The sequence below is a fragment of the Caballeronia sp. 11_S32 genome, assembly GCF_056930355.1.
Genome location: NZ_JBXOWH010000003.1, coordinates 2,922,375 through 2,941,565 on the forward strand (window position 1 = coordinate 2,922,375; position 19,191 = coordinate 2,941,565).

Genomic DNA, 19,191 nt, shown 5'->3' on the forward strand with positions numbered 1-19,191 from the left:
TTTGGCGGTCGTGCTTCCGGTTCCGGTAAAATGCCGCCGATGAATATTTGTCAAAAAGCGAGCCGGAGCGGGTTTGAGAGCCTCCGCGCGAGCGGAGCGGCGCAAAGGTGAGTGATTCGTTGATTTTCGAGTGGCCGGTTCGGGTGTATTACGAGGACACCGACGCCGGCGGCATCGTCTTCTATGCGAACTACCTGAAGTTCTTCGAGCGGGCGCGCACCGAATGGCTGCGCGCGTGCGGCATCGACCAGCAGCGTCTCGCGGATTCGAACGGCATCGTGTTCGTCGTGAGACGCACGGCTGTCGAATATACGTCGCCGGCGCGCCTCGATGACGTCATTCGTGTCGTGAGCCGCATCGGCCGGCTTGGCCGCGCGTCGGTGGATTTTCATCAGGAAGCGTGGCGCGACGGCGTGCTGCTCGCGACCGGCGACATCCGCGTCGCCTCGGTGGATCGCGCGTCGATCCGCCCGGCAGCCATCCCCGACGCAGTGCTCGACGGATTGAAACGCGGCCCGCACGCGCCCGCCAGCGCATCATGCGGCGCAAACCCTGATCGAGTCTGACCGATGAGCACATCGCACCCCGAAGCGAAACTGGCATCGGGAACAGAGAAAGCATTAACGAGCATGAGCCGGGCACGGCGCGGCTTTCGTTTGATTCACATTCCTTTCACGAAAGCATGACGCTTTGACCGGACGCCCTCTTCGGGACGTAACAGCGGACCTTTATGAACAATACACAAGACCTGTCGATCATTTCTCTCGTCGTTCACGCGAGCCTGCTCGCGCAGGCCGTGATGGCGCTGCTCCTGCTGCTGTCGCTCCTGTCGTGGACTTTCATCTTCCGCAAGTGGTTCGCCATTCGCCGCGCACGAGCGCAAACCGAGCGCTTCGAGCGCGATTTCTGGTCGGGCGGCGATTTGCAGGCGCTTTACCAGAGCGCGGCGAACAATCGCCACACCATCGGCGCGCTGGAGCGTATCTTTGAATCCGGCATGCGCGAATTCCTGAAGGGCAAGGAGCGCCGCATCACCGATCCGGGCGCGATCCTCGACGGCTCCCGCCGCGCGATGCGCGCCGCCTTCCAGCGCGAGATGGACGTGCTCGAAGCGAATCTCGCGTTTCTCGCATCGGTCGGCTCGGTCAGTCCGTATATCGGTCTCTTCGGCACGGTCTGGGGGATCATGAATTCATTCCGCGGCCTGGCCAACGTCCAGCAGGCAACGCTCGCGAACGTGGCGCCGGGCATCGCCGAGGCGCTCGTCGCCACCGCGATCGGCCTCTTCGCCGCGATTCCGGCGGTGGTCGCGTACAACCGCTACGCGCACGATATCGATCGCCTGGCGATCCGCTTCGAGACCTTCATCGAAGAGTTCTCCAACATCCTGCAGCGCCAGGCGCACTAAGAGAAAGGAGTCCGCGATGGCAGGCCCCATTCGTTCCAGCATGCGCGGCAGTTCGCGCCGCGCGATGTCCGACATCAACGTCGTGCCGTATATCGACGTGATGCTCGTGCTGCTCGTCATTTTCATGGTGACGGCGCCGCTCGTTTCGCCGTCCATCATCAATCTGCCGACGGTCGGCAACGCGCAGCCGCAGGAGCAGCAGCCGCCGCTCGTCATCAACATCAAGGCGGACGGCAGCATGAACGTCCGCTACAAGGAAGAAGGCGGCGCGACGCAGGAGCAGAAAATGTCGAAGGACGAGCTCAACACCTTCGTGCTCAATCGTCAGGAGTCGCATCCGGATCAGCCCGTCGTGATCGCGGCGGACAAGACCGTGAAGTATGAAGTCGTGATGAACGTGATGTCCGATATGAAGGCGCGCGGCGTGAAGCGCGTCGGATTGCTCGTCAAATCGCAATGACCCTCTTGCACAGGCAGACACGCGCATCGTCCGCGCGACCGATCCGCCCGCCGCGCGAGCGCGGCACGGGCAAGGCGTTCGCGCTCGCGGCGTTGATGCACCTGCTGCTCGGCTGGCTGCTGTACCACGGCATCAACTGGCAGAACAACACGCCGGCGGGCGCGGAAGCCGAAATCTGGACCGAGATTCCCGATACGTCGACGCCGACGCCCCGCCCTGCCCCGCCGCCGCCGGCGCCGGTCAAGGTGCAGCCCGCCCCGCCGCCCGCGAAGGACGAGGAAGCGGACATCGCGTTGCAGGAAAAGAAGCGCAAGCAGCAGGAAGCGGCCGCGCGTGAAGCCCAGCTCGCGGAACAGCGCCGCCAGCAGGAGCAGGCTCGCCAGGAAGCGGAAGAAAAGCGCCAGCAGCAACTCGCGGCGCAGGCCGCGCAGCAGAAGGCGATGCAGGAAAAGCAGAAGCAGATCGAGCAGCAGCGTCAGGCCGAACTGCAAAAGCAGCAGCAACAGAAGGCGCAGCAGGACAAGCAGCGTCAGCAGCAAGCCGAAGCGCAGAAGCAGGAGCAGTTGAAAGAGCAGAAAGAGAAGGAAAAGGAACAGCAGGAAGCCAAGGCGAAGGCCGACGCGCAAGCCAAGGCCAAGGCTGAAGCCGACGCGAAGGCGAAAGCTGCCGCGCAGGCGAAAGCCAAGGCCGACGCGGAAGCGAAGGCCAAGCTCGATGCCGAGCGCAAGGCGCGTCTCTCCGCGCTGCAAGGTCAGTTGGGCGGCGGCACGGCCGGCAGCGGCGAAGGCCTCGCGAAGAGCGGCACCGGCAAGGGCGCGGGCGGCAATGCGACCTCGCCCGGCTATGCCGAGAAGGTGCAGCGGCGCGTGCGGCCGAACATCGTGTGGGCGGGCGAAACCGCCGGACTCGAGACCGTGGTGTCGGTCCGCTGCTCGCCAACCGGCACGCTGCTTTCTGCGAATATCACCCGCTCCAGCGGCAACGAGCAGTGGGATCAGGCTGCGTTGCGCGCGGTGCAGCGTTCGGATCCGATGCCGGTGGATATCGACGGCAAGGCGCCCGATCGCTTCACGATCACGCTGCGTCCGGCGGGTGGTTGATCGCCCGAATCCTGCGGAGTCCGGGCAAAAATGGCAGTGAAAGCGGCCATTAAGCAGCGGGAACGAATTGTGCGACCGCGGGTCTTTTCTGAAGTCCGCGGACACCTGAAAACGCTTTTATCTGGAACCTATACAGCATGAGTTTGATGACGAAGCTTGGCCTGAAAACGCTGGTCGCGTCCTGCCTGATCGCAGCCGGCACCGCCGCACACGCCCAGTTGAACGTACTCGTGACCGGCGTCGGTTCGACCCAGTTTCCGATCGCGACGGCCAATTTCGCCAACGAAGCGAGTTCGGCGCAGCAGGTCAGCGCGATCATTCGCCAGGATCTGCAGAGAAGCGGCAAGTTCACGAATATCGACGCGGGCGGCACGCCCGTCGCCGAAGGCGATTCGGTCGATCTCGGCGCGTGGAAGGCGAAAGGCGCCGACGCGTTCGTGTCGGGCAGCGTGAACAAGCTGCCGAACGGCCAGTACGAAGTGCGCTTCCGTCTCTACGACACCGTCAAGCAGCAGAACCTCGGCGGCCTGTCGCTCGTCAGCGCCGAAAGCGGCCTGCGCATGAGCGCGCACAAGATCGCGGACTACATCTACGCGAAGCTGCTCGGCGGCCGCGGCGTTTTCGCGACGCGCCTGTCCTACGTCATTCAGACGGGCGGCCGTTATCAATTGCAGATTTCGGACTCGGACGGCCAGGACGCGAAGATCGCCCTCTCCAGCCCGGAGCCGATCATCTCGCCGGCATGGTCGCCGGACGGCACGAAGGTCGCGTACGTCTCCTTCGAGAAGAAGAAGCCGGTGGTCTACATCCACGATCTGCCTACGGGCCGTCGCGTCGTCGTGTCGAACCAGAAGGGCAACAACAGTGCGCCGGCGTGGTCGCCTGACGGCCGCAAGCTCGCGGTCGCGCTCTCGCGCACCGGCAACACGCAGATTTTCGAAGTCAACGCAGACGGCTCCGGCCTGCGCCGTCTCACACAAGGCAGTTCCATCGATACCGAGCCGGCCTTCTCGCCCGATGGCAACTCCATCTACTTCACGAGCGATCGCGGCGGCCAACCGCAGATCTACAAGATGCCGGCGGCGGGGGAAAGCGCCGGCGCGGCCCAGCGGGTCACGTTTGCGGGCAGCTACAACACGAGCCCGCGCGTGAGCCCGGACGGCAAGCAACTCGCGTACATTTCGCGCACTGGCGGCGGCTTCAAGCTGTATCTGCAGGACCTTTCGTCCGGCACGGCGACGGGGCTGACCGACACGACGCATGACGAATCGCCGAGCTTCGCGGCGAATGGTCAGTACATCCTCTACGCCACCCAAGTGAACGGACGTGGCGTGTTGGCAGCCGTTTCGACCGACGGTCGTACGCGGCAAGTCTTGTCTGTTCAGGGCGGTGTGGTGCGCGAGCCGTCCTGGGGTCCGTTCATGCAATAAGTTCAGCAATAACGTTTCAAAGACAACGTTCAGCTACAACACAAGGAGAGGTACCATGATGTCGAAACTTCGTATCGGCCTGGCAGTTGCGATGGTCGGCGCATTGGCGGCGTGTCACTCGGGCGTGAAGCTCGACGAAGGCCAGAACAAGGGTGCAGTCGGCACGCAGCCGAACCCGACGGACGTGAAGCAGGTCAACATCGATCCGCTGAACGACCCGAACAGCCCGCTCGCCAAGCGCAGCATCTATTTCGACTTCGACAGCTACGCCGTGAAGGACGACTATCAGCCGCTGCTGCAGCAACACTCGTCGTACCTGAAGAGCCATCCGGAGCGTCACGTCCTGATCCAGGGCAACACCGACGAGCGTGGCACGAGCGAGTACAACCTCGCGCTCGGCCAAAAGCGTGCGGAAGCCGTGCGTCGCGCAATGTCGCTGATGGGTGTGGCCGATACGCAGATGGAAGCCGTGAGCCTCGGCAAGGAAAAGCCGATGGCGACGGGTCACGACGAATCGTCGTGGGCGCAGAATCGCCGCGCCGACCTCGTCTATCAACAGTAACGTAACCAGACACGGGTGAGTCGCCCTATGTTGTATCGCTTCCCCTTGCTGCGCGTGGCCGCAGCCGCATGCGTGCTCGGTTCGACGATGCTGAGCGTGCCCGCGCACGCCGGCGTCTTCGACGACAACGAGGCACGCAAAGCCGTGCTCGATCTGCGCACGAAGACTGATAGCCTGTCCAATCAGTTGCAGGCCGCGCAGCGAACGATCCTCGATCAGCAAAATCGTATCGACCAGCTCAATCAGCAGGTCGCCACGGTTCGCGGCCAGAACGAGGATCTGGCCAATCAGGTCGCGACGCTGCAGAAGCAGCAGAAGGACTACTACGCCGATCTCGACTCGCGCATGAAGAAATTCGAGCCGCAGCAGGAGACGATCGACGGCATGACCGGTTCGGTGCAGCCTGGCGAGACGGAAGCGTTCAACGCAGCGTCGACTCAATTCCGTAACGGTGACTACAAGAACGCCGCGGCCTCATTCAAGGCGTTCGTGGCGAAGTATCCGCAGAGCCCGTATCAGCCCACGGCGCGGTACTGGCTCGGCAATGCCTTGTACGCTCAGCGTGACTACAAGGGATCGACGGCGATCTGGCAGGACCTGGTGAAGCAGTATCCGACGCATCCGCGAGCGCCCGAGGCGTTGCTCGCTATCGCGAACAACCAGATCGAGCAAGGCCAGAAGGCGGCTGCAAAGCAGACGCTGCAGCAGATCATCTCGCAGTACGGCGGTACGGAAGTCGCGCAGACCGCGCAGAGCAAGATGTCGCAGGTGAAGTAAGCGGTGTGTCCGGCGCCTGTGTTTCGCGCCTCTCGAAGAGAATGCCCGCGGGCAATGAAAGCTGCGGGCGTTTTCTCTCGAAGTTTCGGCTGTTCTTCGGCGAAGGGTTGACAAAACTCCGAACCGCCGATTATAATTTTGCCTCTTTCGGGTCGTTAGCTCAGCTGGTAGAGCAGCGGACTTTTAATCCGTTGGTCACAGGTTCGAATCCCGTACGGCCTACCAAAAGAAACAAGTAGAAAGCCCAGTCATCGCGACTGGGCTTTTTGCTTTGTGGATTTCTTGTAGACAACCGATTAACGATGGCCGGCTTGCTTAGCGCCATATCTTCAGTAGCCGCCCGCACGCATCGGTGCGCCCTGCGCCACCGACGCTTTTCCTCAGTCCGACGTTCCCATTGCGCGCCGCACCTGCGGTTCTCAATCAATTCAATCGGCATCTAAGACGTGCCACCTTCCGCAGACGTCTAGAAAAGGCGGATAAACCACTCGCATCCACTATTACTACGGATTCCCTAGCGTCATAGCCGGATAAAAGCAGCGCGATTCACCTCCTGTGCCATCAAGACACCTTCTGTCTCGATCGTCCCTATAATCGAGATCGACACTCTTCTTTCCGAGCCCCATGACCTCCAGCCTCGACGAAGCCATCCTCCGCGTGCTGCCTACCGAACGGGACGCGACTGCCTGGCTTTCGACGCCCGAAGTGCGCCGGCGGCTTGAAGAGCGCGGCCATCGCGTCGGCTATACGAAGAAGGTGCAGCGCCACCTGAGCGCGCTCGAAGCTGACGCGCGTGTCGTGTCGATGATCAACGGGCGCGAGCTGCTCTGGCAGCGCAAGCCATGGCTGCACGGCTTGCAGGAAGGCGTGAGCGGCCTGATGAGCGCGTCGGAGGCGGTCGCGTTTCACATCCTGCAGCGCTTCGCGGGCAACAAGCTGCCGAACGCCGTCACGCGCGACATCGATCCGCTCTTCAAGGCGGCCGAAGCGCGGCTGTCGCAGGAAAAGGCCGACAGCCGCATCTACCGGGCATGGGCGGACAAGATCGATTCCGTCGATGGCGCCTTCACGCTGATTCGGCCGAAGCTGCGTCCGGAGATCTTCCAGACCGTCGCGACCGCCACCTTCTTCGAGCGCGAACTGCTCGTGCAATACCGCGCCGCCTACAAGAGCGAGCCAGGCAACGAGCCGAGAACGAGGACGCTCTGGCCGCTCGCGCTCGTCGAATCGGCCGGCGTGATGTACATGGTCGCGCAAGACCCGAATCGCGCACCGCGTCCGGAAAAGGGCGAAACGGAGTGGATGCGCACGCTCTACCGGCTCGACCGCATCCGCTCGGTGACGGAATCCGGCGCTTCGTTCACGTACCCGGAAGACTTCAAGCTGCGCAAATACATCGAAACGCAGCAGGTGTTCGACTTCCTGCCCGAGCCGCCGGTGCGTCTCGAACTCGCTTTCGACGGCAACGCCGGCAATCAGTTACGCGAATCGCCGATGTCGAAGGATCAGCAAATCGACATGCTTCCCGATGGCCGCATGAAGGTCACAGGCACCGTGACGCCGAGTCTCAAGCTGCGCTGGTGGCTGCGCGCGCTCGGCGCGGGTGTCGAGATTCTCGCGCCTCACGGTTTGCGCGACGAATTCGCCGAAGACTATCGGAAGCTCGCGCGGCGCTATGGTCAGGGCGACGCGCAATGAACCAAGCCGCGATCTTCGAGCAGGCCGCCGAATGGCTCCGCGAAGCCGATGGCTTGCTGATCACCGCCGGCGCGGGCATGGGCGTCGACTCCGGGCTGCCGGCTTTTCGCGGCCCTGAAGGGTTCTGGCGCGCCTATCCGGCGCTGCGGCATCACGGCTTTTCGTTCGAGGAAATGGCGAACCCTGAAGGCTTCGTGCGTCATCCGCGGCTCGCGTGGGGTTTTTATGGGCATCGGCTTGCGCTGTATCGCTCGATCTCGCCGCATGACGGCTTTCATGTGCTGAAGCGCTGGGCTGCGCGCATGCCGCGCGGCGCGTTCGTCTTCACGAGCAATGTCGACGGCCAGTTCCAGCGTGCGGGCTTCGCGCCCGAGCGCGTGGCCGAGTGTCACGGCGCGATCGACGCGCTGCAATGCATCGACGCCTGCATGAACGACATCTGGCCCGCCGACGGTTTCGATCCCATCGTCGACGAGCGCCGCTGCGAGCTCGTCAACGCGATGCCGCGCTGTCCGCATTGCCACGCGCTCGCGCGTCCGAACATCCTCATGTTCGGCGACTGGAGCTGGATCGAGACGCGCTCGGCGCGGCAGGCGCAGCGGCTCGACGCGTGGCTCGATGGCGTCGCAAGGCTCGTCGTCGTGGAGCTCGGCGCCGGCCGCACGCTGCCCACGGTGAGGCGCTTCAGTGAGCGCAACGGGCCGCGCGTCATCCGCATCAATCCGCGCGAGCATGCGATTGCGCCGGGCGTCGGCATCGCGGGCGGCGCGCGCGAAACCTTGCTGCGCCTCGACGGCATGCTGCGCGCCTGAAGCGTGTCAGCCCATGTAGCGCACGTTGACTTCGGGTCCGAACACGTCGCGAACGATATCGACCAGATGATCGTGGTGGCTCAGAAAGATCACCTGCGTGCGTCTTGCGATGTGCGCGAGCACGCGCAGCCCGGCGCGCGCGCGGCCATCGTCGAAATTGATGAAGAGATCGTCGGCGACGAACGGCAGCGCCGACGCCTTCTCGCCATGCTCCTCCAGCGCCGCCAGCCGCAGCGCGAGATAAAGCTGATCGCGCGTGCCTTCGCTCATGCCCGCGATCTCGACGTGCTCGCCGCTGGCGCGGATCGCGGACAGCGCCATCGGCTGACGGTCGTAATCGACGACGAGGCGTGAGAACGTGCCGAGCGTGAGTTCCGAGAAGATCGTGCTCGCGCGCGAGAGCATCGGGCCCTGACGACGCTCGCGATAACGGTCGATCGCCCACTTCAGCAGCGTCGATGCCGTCTCGACCTTCACGAAGCGCTCGGCGGCATCGGCCATGACGGCGAGCGCTTCCTGGCGCTTCGCTTCGGCGCGCGCGGCGTTCGCTTCGCCTGCGATCGCGTCGAGTTCGCGGCGCGCGGTGCCGAGCGCGGCCGCGCTTTCGCTCGCGATTCTCACCGACTCGGACAGCGCAGCGCCGATGCGCGAAAGCTCGGCCTGCACGTTCGGCATGTCGGCGTCCTCGACTTCCGCGACGAGCTCGTCGAGCGTCAGGCCGTCGCCGCCCTTGATGAGCGCGGCGCGCGCGTCGTCGACGGCGGCGGTCAGCTCGCGCTTTTTCTGCGATTGCGCGATCAGGACCGCGAGCGCGTCGGGCGCATCGACACGGGCCCGTTCGTAGAGCGGACGCAGCGTTGCGTTCGCCTCTTCGACGTCCGCACGGGCTTGGCTCACCTGCTCCGTCGCCTGTGCGTGTCGTTTCTTCAGGCGCTCCAGCTCGGTTTGCGCGGCGCACGCGCGATCCAGGCGCGCCGACAATTCCGTCGCGATCGCGTGCGCGCCGAGCGTGGCGAGGGATTCGTCGAGTTCGCGCGCAAGCTGTGACGCATCGGCGTCGAGCGCGGCGAGCGCCGCGCGCATCGTGTCGATCTGGCCGCTGCGCATCGCGTCGATCTGTGTCAGCTGCTCGCCGATCTTCTTCGCGATGTCGATGGCCGCTTCGGCCGCCGCCTGCGAATCCGCCGCGTTCGCGAGACCCGCCTTCGCGATCGCCGCCGACCACTCGCGCTGCCAGCGCTCGAATGCTTCGCGAGCCGCTTTCGCCGCGCCTTGCCGCGCGATGCGCTCGGCGTGCGCTTCGTCGAGCTGCGTCGCGACGTGGCGCCGCGTCACAGCTGCCTCGTCGATTGCGCCGATATGGGCTTCGGCCCCGTCGCACAGCATGCCGAGACCGGCGTCCGCGTCGATGCGCGCGCCCGCTTCTTCCAGATGCCGCGCGAGCTCGCTGCGGCGCGCGTCGGCATCGGCGGATTCGCGCGCGAATTCTTCCGTGCGTGCATCAAGCGTCTGCGCCGCCGCCAGCGCCTTGTCGCGCGATGCGAGCCACGACGGCGCATCGTCCAGCGACATCTCTGCGAGCTGCGTTTGTGCCGCGAGCGCGCGCCACGCTTCGTCGAACACCGTCAACGACGACTCGGCTTCGCGCACGCTTTCTTCGCGCCGCGCGAGCGTCGATTGCTCGCTCGCGATACGCCGCTTCAACGCCGCGAGCTGCGTCGCGTGGCCGACCGAGCCAAGCTGGCGATCCGCCAGGCCATCCGCCGCGTGCATCGCATGCTCGAAGCCGGGCGCGCCTTCACCGGGCGCCACGTCGCCGGATTTGATCGCGCGCCATGCCGCATCGCGTGTGGCGCGTGCATCGCGCACCTGATCGCCGGTCACGACATCGTGCGCTTCGACGAGATCGTCGAGTTCCGCGCGCGTCGCGTGGAGCGTGTCCTGCGCCTCCCTCGCACGGTCCGCCGCGAGCGTCACCCGCGACATCAGATCCAGCCGTTCCGTGCGCAACGCGGCGATGCGCTCCGCTGCCGGCAGCGTCATCGCCTTCAGCTCGGCGATCGGCCGCGACCATCGACCGAGCGACGCAATCGCTGCTTCGAGCATGTGCGCCGCGTCACGCTTCGCGTCGTCGAGGCGCTGCTTCGCCGCGCCCGCGTCGCGATACTTCTGCGCGGCACGCAACGCCGCGCGCAGGCCCGGCGATACGTCCCCGCTCGCGATCGCCGCGAGCTTCGCTTTCAGCGCGTCGATCTGCGCCGCACATGCTTCGGCTGCCTGCTCCGCGTTGCGTGCCGCGAGTTCCAGTTCGCCGCGTTCGAGCATCAGGCTCGTGACCGTCTGGAGCGCGAGCGCGCCGGGCATCGCGCGCCGCGCGCCCGCTTCGTCTTGCGGCCAGCCGAGTTGCGCGCCGTCCTGCGCGATCTGCCGCAGGCGCAGCGCGACTTCCTGTTCGAGCCGGGCGATGTCGTTCGCGTGATTCGCGCAGCGCTGTCGCATCCCGTCGAGCGCCCGAATGCGCGCTTCTGCCGCCAGCAACGCGCGATCGACGCGCACCGCCGCCAGATCCGTCTGCAATTGCTCCGCGGTTTTCGCGTGCACATCGAGCGCGCCTTGCGCCGTCGCGAGCCGCGTCAGCGCGTTTTGCAACGTCGCTTCGGCGTTCGCGGGCAGATCGACGACGTCGCCCAGTTCGCGCAGCTCCGCCGCCTTCTCGCGCCACACGTTCAGATAAGGCGCGACGCGCCTCACCCGCTCCAGCTTGCCGCGCTGCGCTTCGAGTTCCACGCGGCGCGTTTCTTGCTCGCGGCTCTTCTCCTCCGCCTCTTCAACGGCCCCATGCGCGCGACGCCACTGCGTCGTTCTCACGCTCGCGGTCTTCAGCTCGGCGGTGGCTTCGTCGTATTGCTTCAGGCCGATGTAGTACGCGCGGTCGCCCGACTTGCGCTTCGCCCAGAGCTTGTCGGCCTCGTCCGCGAGACGCTGACGCACGTCACCGAGACTCGCGATGCCCGCCGCCGACTGGAACAGCACCTGCCCGACATCGCTCGACGCATCGAGAATGGCCTCGCCGCCGCGGCGAAGCGCCTCGTGATTGAGGCAGTACATCTGCTCGAAGAAGCTCTTGTCGGCCGCGCCGAGAAACGTGGCCAGGGCATCGGCGGGCAGCGCATCGCCGTTCAGCGCACTGAGCGATGATTTGCGGCTCTTGGTGCGATGAAACGCGAACGTCTCGCCGCCCGCTTCGATCGACGCGCCGAGACGCAAATCGCTCTGCGGATGCACGAACGCGAGCGGCGAGCTGTGCGGCATGCCGAACAGCAGTTCCGATATCGCGTTCTTGATGGTCGACTTGCCGGCCTCGTTCGGACCGACGACGAAGTGGAAATCGAGCTCCGCCGTTGGAAACTCGACGGCGTGATCGGTGAACTTGCCGTAGCGGATGAGTTCGAGCTTACCGATACGCATGGCCTACTCCGCGTCCGCGAGTTGCGCGATCAGGCCCGAACGCACCTCGCTCACGAGCTTCGCGAGTTCGCCGTTGCGCACGTGGTCGAGTTCGGGCACGGACTTCTGCAATTCGCTCGGCGCCTGTGACGCCAACGCAAAGAGTCTTTCCTTCAGCATGCTCAGAAACTCCGGGTCGGATTCGGCCTCGATCAAGAGGCCATGAAGATCGGCGAGCGCATCGATGCGCCCGGTTGCCGGTTCGCTGTGCGCGAGCGGCTCGGTCGCGATCTTCACTTTTTCGAGCCAGAGGCGGTCGTGGCTGATCGCTGCGATCTGCCCGAGCACTTCGGCGCGCAGTTGCGTTGCCAGGCCGAACAGTTCGCCATGCGCCTGCGTCGCGCCAGTGATCGTCACGCGCACCGCGTGCGGCACCGGCGACGCCGCCGACTCGACGAGCGCTTCGAGCTCACGCCCGATGGCGAGCGCCACTTCATCGAGCGTGCTCGCCTGCGACGCATCCACGGTGACCGACTCCCAGCGCAGCACGTCGATGAAAAGCCGCTCGACGCTCACCTCTTCCGTGTCCGACACCGTGACGAGCACCGCGCCGCGCCGGCCCGTCTCGCGGATGTTGCGTCCTTGCAGATTGCCCGGAAACACGATGGTCGACGCTTCCTGCCAGATGGCGTAATCGTGGACGTGGCCGAGCGCCCAGTAGTGATATTCCTTCGCGTGTAGTTCGGCGACCGAGCACGGCGCGTAGCTCGCGTGCATCGAGCCGCCTTCGAGCGCGGTATGCAGCACGCCGATGTTGAAGTAGCCCGCGACCGGCGACGGATATGCGGTGACGAGATTCGTCGTGACCGCCTTCTCCTTGAAGCTGTGGCCGTGCAGCGCGACCTTCAGCGTGTCGATGCGAAAGGTCTGCGGCTTGCGCGTCGAGAACGTGTGGACGTTGTCGGGCAATTGAAGCTGGCTCGTCATTTCGCTTTCGGCGTCGTGATTGCCGAAGAGCACGTAGACAGCAATGCCCGCGCGGCGCAGCCGTCCCATCTCGCGGCAGAAGAAGATGCCCGTGTTGTGATCGCGCCAGGTGCCGTCATAGAGATCGCCTGCGATCACCATGAAATCGACCTGCTCGTCGACGGCCACCGACACGAGCTTCGAGAAGGCCTCGCGCGTGGCGTTGCGCAGCATGTCGGCAGGTGCGTCCGCGTAGGCGGAAAGGCCGTGCAACGGGCTGTCGAGATGAATATCCGCCGCGTGTATGAAGCGCATGCGCTGTCTCCCTTGAAGGATGTCTTTCTGCCCCGCATCGATGCGGACGACGATCATAGCAGCCGTTTCGGACACATCGCGTCCCGGTTTCGCCCGACGCTTCGAGACGTGAAATGTCCCGCCTCGCTCCCAGAATTCATCGCTCGGATTCAACGCGACACGAGGCCAGAACGATGAACGAAACACTCGAGCGAGACGCCACGATCACGAGCCCGTACACGCCCAGGAATATCGATGCCGCGATCGGGCATCTGGAGCGCGTGCTGTCGGCGGAAGGCGCGAATTCGCTGTTCGGGCAGACCTATTGGCGCACGCGCGTGCGGCAGGTGAGCGCGACGCGCGGCTTGCAGCGCGACCAGCGCGCGCGGCTGGAACGGTTGATGAAACTGCTCGCGGATTCCGGCTGCGTTCAGGCTTTCGAGCGCTGAACCGCCTGCGCCAGCGCGACGAATTCCGCGACCGGCACTTCCTCGGCGCGGCGCGCGAGATCGAAGCCGAGCGCATCGAAATCGATCGTGTCGCGGTACGCGCTCAGGTTGTTGCGCAGCACCTTGCGACGCTGCGCGAACGCGGCCTTCACCACGTCCGAAAGCACGGTGTCATCGACTTCGGGCAGCTCGTGCGGCGCGAACGGAATCATCCGCACGATCGCGGAATTCACCTTCGGCGGCGGATTGAACGACTCGGGCGGCACGTCGATCAGCTTGTCCATCACGTAGCGGTATTGCAGCATCACCGAAAGACGCCCGTAGTCCTTGCTCGCGGGCTCCGCGATCATGCGTTCGACCACTTCGTCCTGCAGCATGAAGTGCTGGTCGACAACCTTGTGCGCGAACGTCGTCAGGTGGAAAAGCAGCGGGCTCGAAATGTTGTACGGCAGATTCCCGACGATGCGCAGCGTGGGCTTCTCACCTTCGAGCGCGAGCACGCCGAAATCGAAGTCGAGCGCGTCCGCCGAATGCACGACGAGCCTGTCACCGAAGCGCTTCTCTAGCCGTCCGATCAGATCGCGGTCCAGTTCCACGGCATGCAGCGGCGATTCGGGCGTGGCAAGACGCTCGATCAGCGGCTCGGTGAGCGCGGCGAGCCCCGGCCCGATCTCGACCATGCGCTCGCCGCGCTTCGGCGAGATCGCATCGACGATGGAATCGATCACACCTTGATCGACGAGAAAGTTCTGCCCGAAGCGCTTGCGCGCGAAATGGCCTTGATGTTTGGTCGACATACTGATTCGAATGAATGCGCGCGAGTTCAGGCGCTGCGCTTGTGCCGCGCCATCGTGACGGCGGCGTCGATCGCGGCGATCATGCTGCCCGGATCGGCGCGGCCCGTGCCCGCGAGATCGAGCGCGGTGCCGTGATCCACCGACGTGCGGATGATCGGCAAGCCGAGCGTCACGTTGATGCCTTCGCCGAAGGTCGCGTATTTCAGCACCGGCAAGCCCTGATCGTGGAACATGGCGAGCACGCAATCGGCGTCTTTCAGATAGCGCGGCTGGAACAGCGTATCGGCGGGATACGGACCCGGCGCATCGATGCCGAGCGCGCGGGCGCGTTCCAGCGCGGGCGTGATGACGTCGATTTCCTCGCGGCCCAGATAGCCGTTTTCGCCCGCGTGCGGATTGAGCCCGGTCACGAGAATGCGCGGCGCGGGCAAGCCGAAATGCGCGCGCAGATCGTGATCGATGATGGTGAGCGTTTCGACGAGGCCGTCGATGCTGAGCGCCGCGGACACATCCTTCAGCGGCAGATGCGTGGTCGCGAGCGCGACGCGCAACGGACGCTCGCTCGAACCCGCGAGCATCATCACGACGCGCGGCGTATGCGTGCGCTCGGCGAGATATTCGGTGTGGCCGGTGAAGGGAACACCGGCATCGTTGATCGTGCTCTTTTGCAGCGGCGCGGTGACGATGGCGTCGAAGCGGCCCGAAACCGCGCCGTCGATCGCGGCATCGAGCAGACCGAGCACGTAGCGCCCGTTCGCCGCATTCAGCTTGCCCGGCTCGGCGGGCACGGCAAGCGCGTGATGCTCGATTTCGATGACATCGCCCACGGCGGGCCACGCACCGCCTGCGCGCGACGTCAGCAAGTCACGATCGCCGAGCACCGTGAAGCGCGCCGACGGCCAGCGCTCGCGCGCCTCTCTGAGCGCCGCCGCCGTCAGTTCCGGGCCGACACCGGCAGGCTCGCCAGTCGTAATGGCGATGTGAAGCGGTCGGGTGTCGACGGCACTCATGTTATTGCTATTGCGGCTGCTGGGCCGCGATGCCCTTGTACTGCACGTACGCGGTGTCGCGCAGTTCGCGCAGCCAGTCGGAATACGCCTGCTCGGCCTTGCGCTGGCCGATGGCCTGACGCGCGATATCGAGCTGCTTCGTCGCCGAGCCTTCCGCGTCGCGACGGCCGAGCACCTGGATCAGGTGATAACCGTATTCGCTTCGCACGGGATCGCTGACGGCGTTGTCCTGAAGATTGTTCATCGCGCGCTCGAACTCCGGCACCGTTTCGCCCGGGCTGATCCAGCCGAGATCGCCGCCTTGCGACGCCGAGCCGTCCTGCGAGTACGTGCGCGCGAAATTGGCGAAATCGCCGCCTGCGATCACTTGCTGCTTGATGTCGAGCAACTTTTGACGCGCGGTCTGTTCCGACATGCCGTCCGACACACGCAGCAGGATATGGCGCACGTGCGTCTGCACGAGCTTGGGCGCATCGGCGGCCGTGCCCTGACTCGCGCGGCGATCCACCAGCTTGATGATCTCAAAGCCACCGTCGGTGCGCAGAAGCGTGGGCACGACCTGACCCGGACGCAGCGTCGATACCGCATTCACGATGCCCGCAGGCAGCGAGGCCGGCGCGCGGAAGCCGAGATCGCCGCCCTTGCCTGCATCGGTGTCCTGCGAGTTCTGCTTGGCGAGCTTGCTGAAATCCTCGCCGCCTTGCGCCTGCTTGAGCACGGCGTCGGCCTGGGCCTGGACCTTCGCGACGTCGCTTTCCGGCGCATTCGGCGCGAGCTTGAACATGATGTGCTGAAGATGCAGATCGCTCGTGTTGCGCGCGCCCGGACCGCGCTGGCTCGCGATGTAGTTCGCGACTTCGCCGTCGGACACGGTGACCTTGCTGTCCACTTCCTTCTCGCGCAGCTTGGAGAGCGTGAGTTCCGTGCGCGCGTCGCGCATGAAGGTGGACCAGGGCACGCCCTGCGCCTCGATGCGTGCGCGATAGACTTCGAGCGTCATCTGATTTTGCTGCGCGAGACGCTGGAGCGTGCGGTTCACGGTCGCGTCGTCGATGTTGATGCCGTCTTCCTTCGCACGCTGGAGCTGGATGCGCTCGAGGACCATCTGATCGAGCACCTGCTGCTGCATCTGGGCCGCGGGCGGCACCGGCGCGTTCTGCTGCTGCAGACGCTTGGCGATGAGCGCGGTGCGGTCTTCGAGTTCGCGCTGCGTGATGACGCCGTCGTTCACCACCGCGACGACGGAATCGGCGACTTGCGCATTGCGATTCGACAACGCCTGCGCACCGGCCGGCGAATTCAGGATCAGCGCGGCAGCGAGCACGCCCGCTGCGATTGCCGTCGATCGAAACATATTCACGTTTGCCACAGATACTCCATCAAATACGGGCTGCACCCGATCGTGTCCTACTTGTGTGTTCCACCCTGCGTGCGGCGCCGGGGCCGCCATTCACTGCCTGTCACATTGGATACCGCGCGCGGGCGAGCGTTGCGGCTTACTCGTAATCGCTGTACCGGGCGAGCGGAGGCGCGGCCGGAGGCGGCGGCTGATAACCCTGGACGCTCGCGCGGAATGCGCTGACGAGGCCGTTGTCGACATTCGACAAGCCCTTGAACGTCAATTGCGCGAGCACGCGCGTGCCCGACGAAGGCTGGCCCTGCGTATTCACGCCGTTGGCGTAACGCTGCATGCCGAAGCCGAACGCCCAGCAGTCGGCATCGTACTGGAAGCCCAGCAGCCCGTCGACGAGACGATGGCTCGCGAGATCATAGTTTACGCGGCCGACGGCGTAGAGGCGGTTCGTGAGCGGCCACTCGCCGGACAACAGAATCTGGTTGATCGGCTCGTTCACCAGGGTGGTCTGGTTCGAACGCGTGTAGCGGTAACCGACGTTGATCACCCTGCGCTCGCCCGGACTGAACGCGAAACCGATGCTCGAGCGCACGAGCTGGTTGTTGTCGACATTATATTGGAACGCCGTCTCCGAGGCGAAACCGGCTCCGAGCTTGATAGCCGCGCCCGCGATCAGGTCGGAGTGCTTCGCCTGCTCGGGCAGTTGGCCCGGCGTGATCGTGACGCGCTGACTCTGGAAATAATACTGCTGCGCGATGACGAAACGCGCACGCTCGTCGCCCGTCGCCGGGTTGATGAAGCGCGTCGTCAGGCCCGCGGTGATGCGGTTCGCGTCGGCGATCCGGTCGTTGCCGACGAACGTGTTCGGCGTGTAGATCTCGGCCAGGCCGAAGTCGGCTTCGGCAGTATCGAAGATCGGCGCGAAGTCCTGATTGTGATACGGCGTGTAGACGTAGTAGAGCCGCGGCTCCAGCGTCTGGATGTAATCCTGCCCGAAAAGCCGCACCGAGCGGTCGAACACGAGACCCGTGTCGAAGCTGATGGTCGGAATCGATTCGGTGAAATTCTTGGGCTGCCCCGTCACCGGCGGCGACGAACCCGCCACCTGCGTCGTCGCGATATGGCTCAGGTCGTACGACGCGAAGTGCCACTGCACCTTCGGCGTGACGAAGTAGCCCGGCGCATTGATCCCGTAGCTGAGGTACGGATTGAAGTACAGCCGGTTGCCGTCGGTCGCGCCGTCGGTGGTGATCGTGAAGCGCGTCGCGTCCAGTTCCGCGCCGTAATCGAAGCCGCCGACGTTGTACTTGTTGTACTGAACGTTCACCTGCGGCTCGCGCGCGTACGGCGGAACCGACGGTTGCAGCGTCTGCCAGCGTTGCTCGCGCGCGAGCACCGACCACGGGCCGTTGTTGTAAGTGAGCCCCGCTTCCTGCTGATACAGCAGTTGCGTGCCATTCAGGAACTGGTTCGACGCGTTGCCCAGGTCTTCCGGATACTGATCGTCCGAAACCTTGTTGTAATTGATGTAGCCGCCGAACCCGTTGCCGAAATTCTGGCGATGCTGCCAGAAGATCGCATAACGGTTCGTGTGCGTCTCGCGGTCGTTCGGCAGAAAGTCGCCGGTGAACGAGCCCGAGTAAGTGGGCGACAGATAGCGGAAGGTCGCTTCGCCCAGCACGCCGCGCCGCGTCATGATGCGCGGCGTGACGGTCAGATCGCGATTCGGCGCGATGTTGAAATAGTACGGAATCGTCGCTTCGAAGCCGGTCGTCGAGCTGAGCGAGAAGGTCGGCGGCAACAGGCCGCTGCGACGATCGCCGGTGAGCGGAAACGACAGCCACGGGCTTCCGAAAACCGGCACGCCCTGGAAGAACAGCACGCCGTTATGCGCGATGCCCTCTTCGGCGCCGGTGTCGAAATCGAACGATGAGCCCTTGATGTACCAGGCCGGATCGGATTCGCACTGGCAGGCCGTGTACGTGCCGTGATCGATGCGCGCCCGCTCGTTGTCGATCATGTCGGCGCGCTCGGCGCTGCCCGATCCGCCCGTCAGGTTGAAGTGGTACTTCGGGGTGGTCATGAACCCTTCGTTCGCCTCCACCTTCAGATGCGCCTCAGGACCGACGAACGACACGCCGTTGTTGATCAGCCTGACATTGCCGAAAGCATCGGCCATGTCCGTATCCTGGTCGTAATGCAGCGCGTCGCCCTTGATGACCGTCACCGTGCGCCTGATCTCCGCCGAGCCCTTCGCCGCCATGTCCTCGTCGGTGGTGCCGGTGGCCTTGTCGCTCAGAAGGAATGTCGAAGGCTGCTGGCCGTTTTGCAGCGGGCGTTCTTCCAGTTGCGGCGCGAGGCGCAGGCTGCCGGGGCCGTCGAGCGGCTGCGGATAAGCGGCGTCGCCCCCGAGCTGGGCGTGCGCGAGAGCGGGCATCAGACCCGGAACGGACAGAAGCGCGACGACGAGCCGCCGCCTGCGTGGCTGAGCGTCGCCTTGGATTTTCGATACGGGAAACTGTCGTGGCGGCATGTATGGGTGGCGGTTCGATCCCGTTCGCGTCCCACGCGCCCGATGCCGCCGGGCAGGCGGCCGCGCCCTTCCCACAGTCACGAACTTGACGGTC

Annotated in this window: 16 protein-coding genes and 1 tRNA gene; 11 read left to right on the forward strand and 6 right to left on the reverse strand. The window is 64.8% G+C overall.

Going from position 1 to position 19,191, the window contains the following annotated elements; translation table 11 throughout:
- Positions 1-107: 107 nt before the first annotated feature.
- The 10 genes from ybgC (at position 108) to AC1Z32_RS25445 (ending at position 8,247) form a co-directional block, all read left to right on the forward strand.
- Positions 108-566, forward strand: a complete 459-nt coding sequence (gene ybgC, locus AC1Z32_RS25400) for a tol-pal system-associated acyl-CoA thioesterase (protein ID WP_483481501.1) — start codon at positions 108-110, stop codon at positions 564-566.
- A 164-nt stretch (positions 567-730) separates the two neighbouring features.
- Positions 731-1,408, forward strand: coding sequence for a protein TolQ (gene tolQ / locus AC1Z32_RS25405; protein WP_008342801.1), 678 nt, complete (start codon positions 731-733; stop codon positions 1,406-1,408).
- A 16-nt stretch (positions 1,409-1,424) separates the two neighbouring features.
- Positions 1,425-1,868, forward strand: a complete 444-nt coding sequence (tolR, locus tag AC1Z32_RS25410; protein WP_483481502.1) for a protein TolR — start codon at positions 1,425-1,427, stop codon at positions 1,866-1,868.
- The gene (tolA, locus tag AC1Z32_RS25415) at positions 1,865-2,968 is read left to right on the forward strand and encodes a cell envelope integrity protein TolA (RefSeq protein ID WP_483481503.1); all 1,104 of its coding nucleotides are present in this window, start codon (positions 1,865-1,867) and stop codon (positions 2,966-2,968) included. Before tolR ends, tolA begins: the two co-directional genes overlap by 4 nt.
- Positions 2,969-3,105: 137 nt before the next feature.
- Positions 3,106-4,398: a Tol-Pal system beta propeller repeat protein TolB gene (gene tolB, locus AC1Z32_RS25420; RefSeq protein ID WP_062605318.1), complete on the forward strand. Its 1,293-nt coding sequence runs from the start codon at positions 3,106-3,108 to the stop codon at positions 4,396-4,398.
- 55 nt (positions 4,399-4,453) lie between these two features.
- The gene (gene pal / locus AC1Z32_RS25425; protein WP_062605315.1) at positions 4,454-4,960 is read left to right on the forward strand and encodes a peptidoglycan-associated lipoprotein Pal; all 507 of its coding nucleotides are present in this window, start codon (positions 4,454-4,456) and stop codon (positions 4,958-4,960) included.
- A 27-nt stretch (positions 4,961-4,987) separates the two neighbouring features.
- Positions 4,988-5,737 carry a tol-pal system protein YbgF gene (gene ybgF / locus AC1Z32_RS25430; protein WP_483481504.1) on the forward strand — a complete coding sequence of 250 codons (750 nt, stop codon included), beginning with the start codon at positions 4,988-4,990 and terminating at the stop codon, positions 5,735-5,737.
- A gap of 149 nt (positions 5,738-5,886) precedes the next feature.
- Positions 5,887-5,962 (forward strand) — tRNA-Lys (locus AC1Z32_RS25435).
- A 399-nt stretch (positions 5,963-6,361) separates the two neighbouring features.
- Positions 6,362-7,435: a helix-turn-helix transcriptional regulator gene (locus tag AC1Z32_RS25440; RefSeq protein WP_483481505.1), complete on the forward strand. Its 1,074-nt coding sequence runs from the start codon at positions 6,362-6,364 to the stop codon at positions 7,433-7,435.
- Positions 7,432-8,247: an SIR2 family NAD-dependent protein deacylase gene (locus AC1Z32_RS25445; RefSeq protein WP_483481506.1), complete on the forward strand. Its 816-nt coding sequence runs from the start codon at positions 7,432-7,434 to the stop codon at positions 8,245-8,247. Before AC1Z32_RS25440 ends, AC1Z32_RS25445 begins: the two co-directional genes overlap by 4 nt.
- 6 nt (positions 8,248-8,253) lie before the next feature.
- On the opposite strand, the gene AC1Z32_RS25450 is transcribed toward AC1Z32_RS25445, so the two are convergent.
- Both AC1Z32_RS25450 and AC1Z32_RS25455 read right to left on the reverse strand, forming a co-directional pair.
- Positions 8,254-11,715 (reverse strand): ATP-binding protein, encoded by a 3,462-nt coding sequence (locus AC1Z32_RS25450; protein WP_483481507.1) that lies wholly within the window; start codon positions 11,713-11,715, stop codon positions 8,254-8,256.
- 3 nt (positions 11,716-11,718) lie between these two features.
- Positions 11,719-12,975, reverse strand: a complete 1,257-nt coding sequence (locus AC1Z32_RS25455) for a metallophosphoesterase family protein (protein WP_483481508.1) — start codon at positions 12,973-12,975, stop codon at positions 11,719-11,721.
- Between the two features lie 173 nt (positions 12,976-13,148).
- Between AC1Z32_RS25455 and AC1Z32_RS25460 the strand changes: the two genes are divergently transcribed.
- Entirely contained in the window at positions 13,149-13,403 is a 255-nt protein-coding gene (locus AC1Z32_RS25460; RefSeq protein ID WP_483481509.1) for a hypothetical protein, read from the forward strand.
- Here the strand turns inward: AC1Z32_RS25460 and rsmA are convergent.
- The 4 genes from rsmA to AC1Z32_RS25480 all read right to left on the reverse strand — a co-directional run bounded on the left by rsmA (position 13,385) and on the right by AC1Z32_RS25480 (position 19,097).
- Positions 13,385-14,200: a 16S rRNA (adenine(1518)-N(6)/adenine(1519)-N(6))-dimethyltransferase RsmA gene (gene rsmA, locus AC1Z32_RS25465; RefSeq protein ID WP_062605298.1), complete on the reverse strand. Its 816-nt coding sequence runs from the start codon at positions 14,198-14,200 to the stop codon at positions 13,385-13,387. The two genes, AC1Z32_RS25460 and rsmA, sit on opposite strands and share 19 nt — an antisense overlap.
- A 26-nt stretch (positions 14,201-14,226) precedes the next feature.
- A complete protein-coding gene (pdxA, locus tag AC1Z32_RS25470) occupies positions 14,227-15,210 on the reverse strand; it encodes a 4-hydroxythreonine-4-phosphate dehydrogenase PdxA (RefSeq protein ID WP_483481510.1) in 984 nt (327 codons plus the stop codon).
- Positions 15,211-15,217: 7 nt separating this feature from the next.
- A complete protein-coding gene (locus AC1Z32_RS25475) occupies positions 15,218-16,579 on the reverse strand; it encodes a peptidylprolyl isomerase (RefSeq protein ID WP_483481511.1) in 1,362 nt (453 codons plus the stop codon).
- A 127-nt stretch (positions 16,580-16,706) separates the two neighbouring features.
- Positions 16,707-19,097 (reverse strand): LPS-assembly protein LptD, encoded by a 2,391-nt coding sequence (locus AC1Z32_RS25480; protein WP_483481512.1) that lies wholly within the window; start codon positions 19,095-19,097, stop codon positions 16,707-16,709.
- Positions 19,098-19,191 lie beyond the last annotated feature (94 nt).

What these genes read in the sequence shown, in the direction of transcription:
- tolR (WP_483481502.1), top strand. Translation starts at nt 1,425, where the DNA reads ATGGCAGGCCCCATTCGTTCCAGCATGCGCGGCAGTTCGCGCCGCGCG.
- AC1Z32_RS25445 (WP_483481506.1), top strand. Translation starts at nt 7,432, where the DNA reads ATGAACCAAGCCGCGATCTTCGAGCAGGCCGCCGAATGGCTCCGCGAA.
- ybgF (WP_483481504.1), top strand. Translation starts at nt 4,988, where the DNA reads ATGTTGTATCGCTTCCCCTTGCTGCGCGTGGCCGCAGCCGCATGCGTG.
- pdxA (WP_483481510.1), bottom strand. Translation starts at nt 15,210, where the DNA reads ATGAGTGCCGTCGACACCCGACCGCTTCACATCGCCATTACGACTGGC.
- tolQ (WP_008342801.1), top strand. Translation starts at nt 731, where the DNA reads ATGAACAATACACAAGACCTGTCGATCATTTCTCTCGTCGTTCACGCG.
- AC1Z32_RS25460 (WP_483481509.1), top strand. Translation starts at nt 13,149, where the DNA reads ATGAACGAAACACTCGAGCGAGACGCCACGATCACGAGCCCGTACACG.
- AC1Z32_RS25455 (WP_483481508.1), bottom strand. Translation starts at nt 12,975, where the DNA reads ATGCGCTTCATACACGCGGCGGATATTCATCTCGACAGCCCGTTGCAC.
- tolB (WP_062605318.1), top strand. Translation starts at nt 3,106, where the DNA reads ATGAGTTTGATGACGAAGCTTGGCCTGAAAACGCTGGTCGCGTCCTGC.
- AC1Z32_RS25440 (WP_483481505.1), top strand. Translation starts at nt 6,362, where the DNA reads ATGACCTCCAGCCTCGACGAAGCCATCCTCCGCGTGCTGCCTACCGAA.
- AC1Z32_RS25480 (WP_483481512.1), bottom strand. Translation starts at nt 19,097, where the DNA reads ATGCCGCCACGACAGTTTCCCGTATCGAAAATCCAAGGCGACGCTCAG.
- pal (WP_062605315.1), top strand. Translation starts at nt 4,454, where the DNA reads ATGATGTCGAAACTTCGTATCGGCCTGGCAGTTGCGATGGTCGGCGCA.
- tolA (WP_483481503.1), top strand. Translation starts at nt 1,865, where the DNA reads ATGACCCTCTTGCACAGGCAGACACGCGCATCGTCCGCGCGACCGATC.
- AC1Z32_RS25450 (WP_483481507.1), bottom strand. Translation starts at nt 11,715, where the DNA reads ATGCGTATCGGTAAGCTCGAACTCATCCGCTACGGCAAGTTCACCGAT.
- rsmA (WP_062605298.1), bottom strand. Translation starts at nt 14,200, where the DNA reads ATGTCGACCAAACATCAAGGCCATTTCGCGCGCAAGCGCTTCGGGCAG.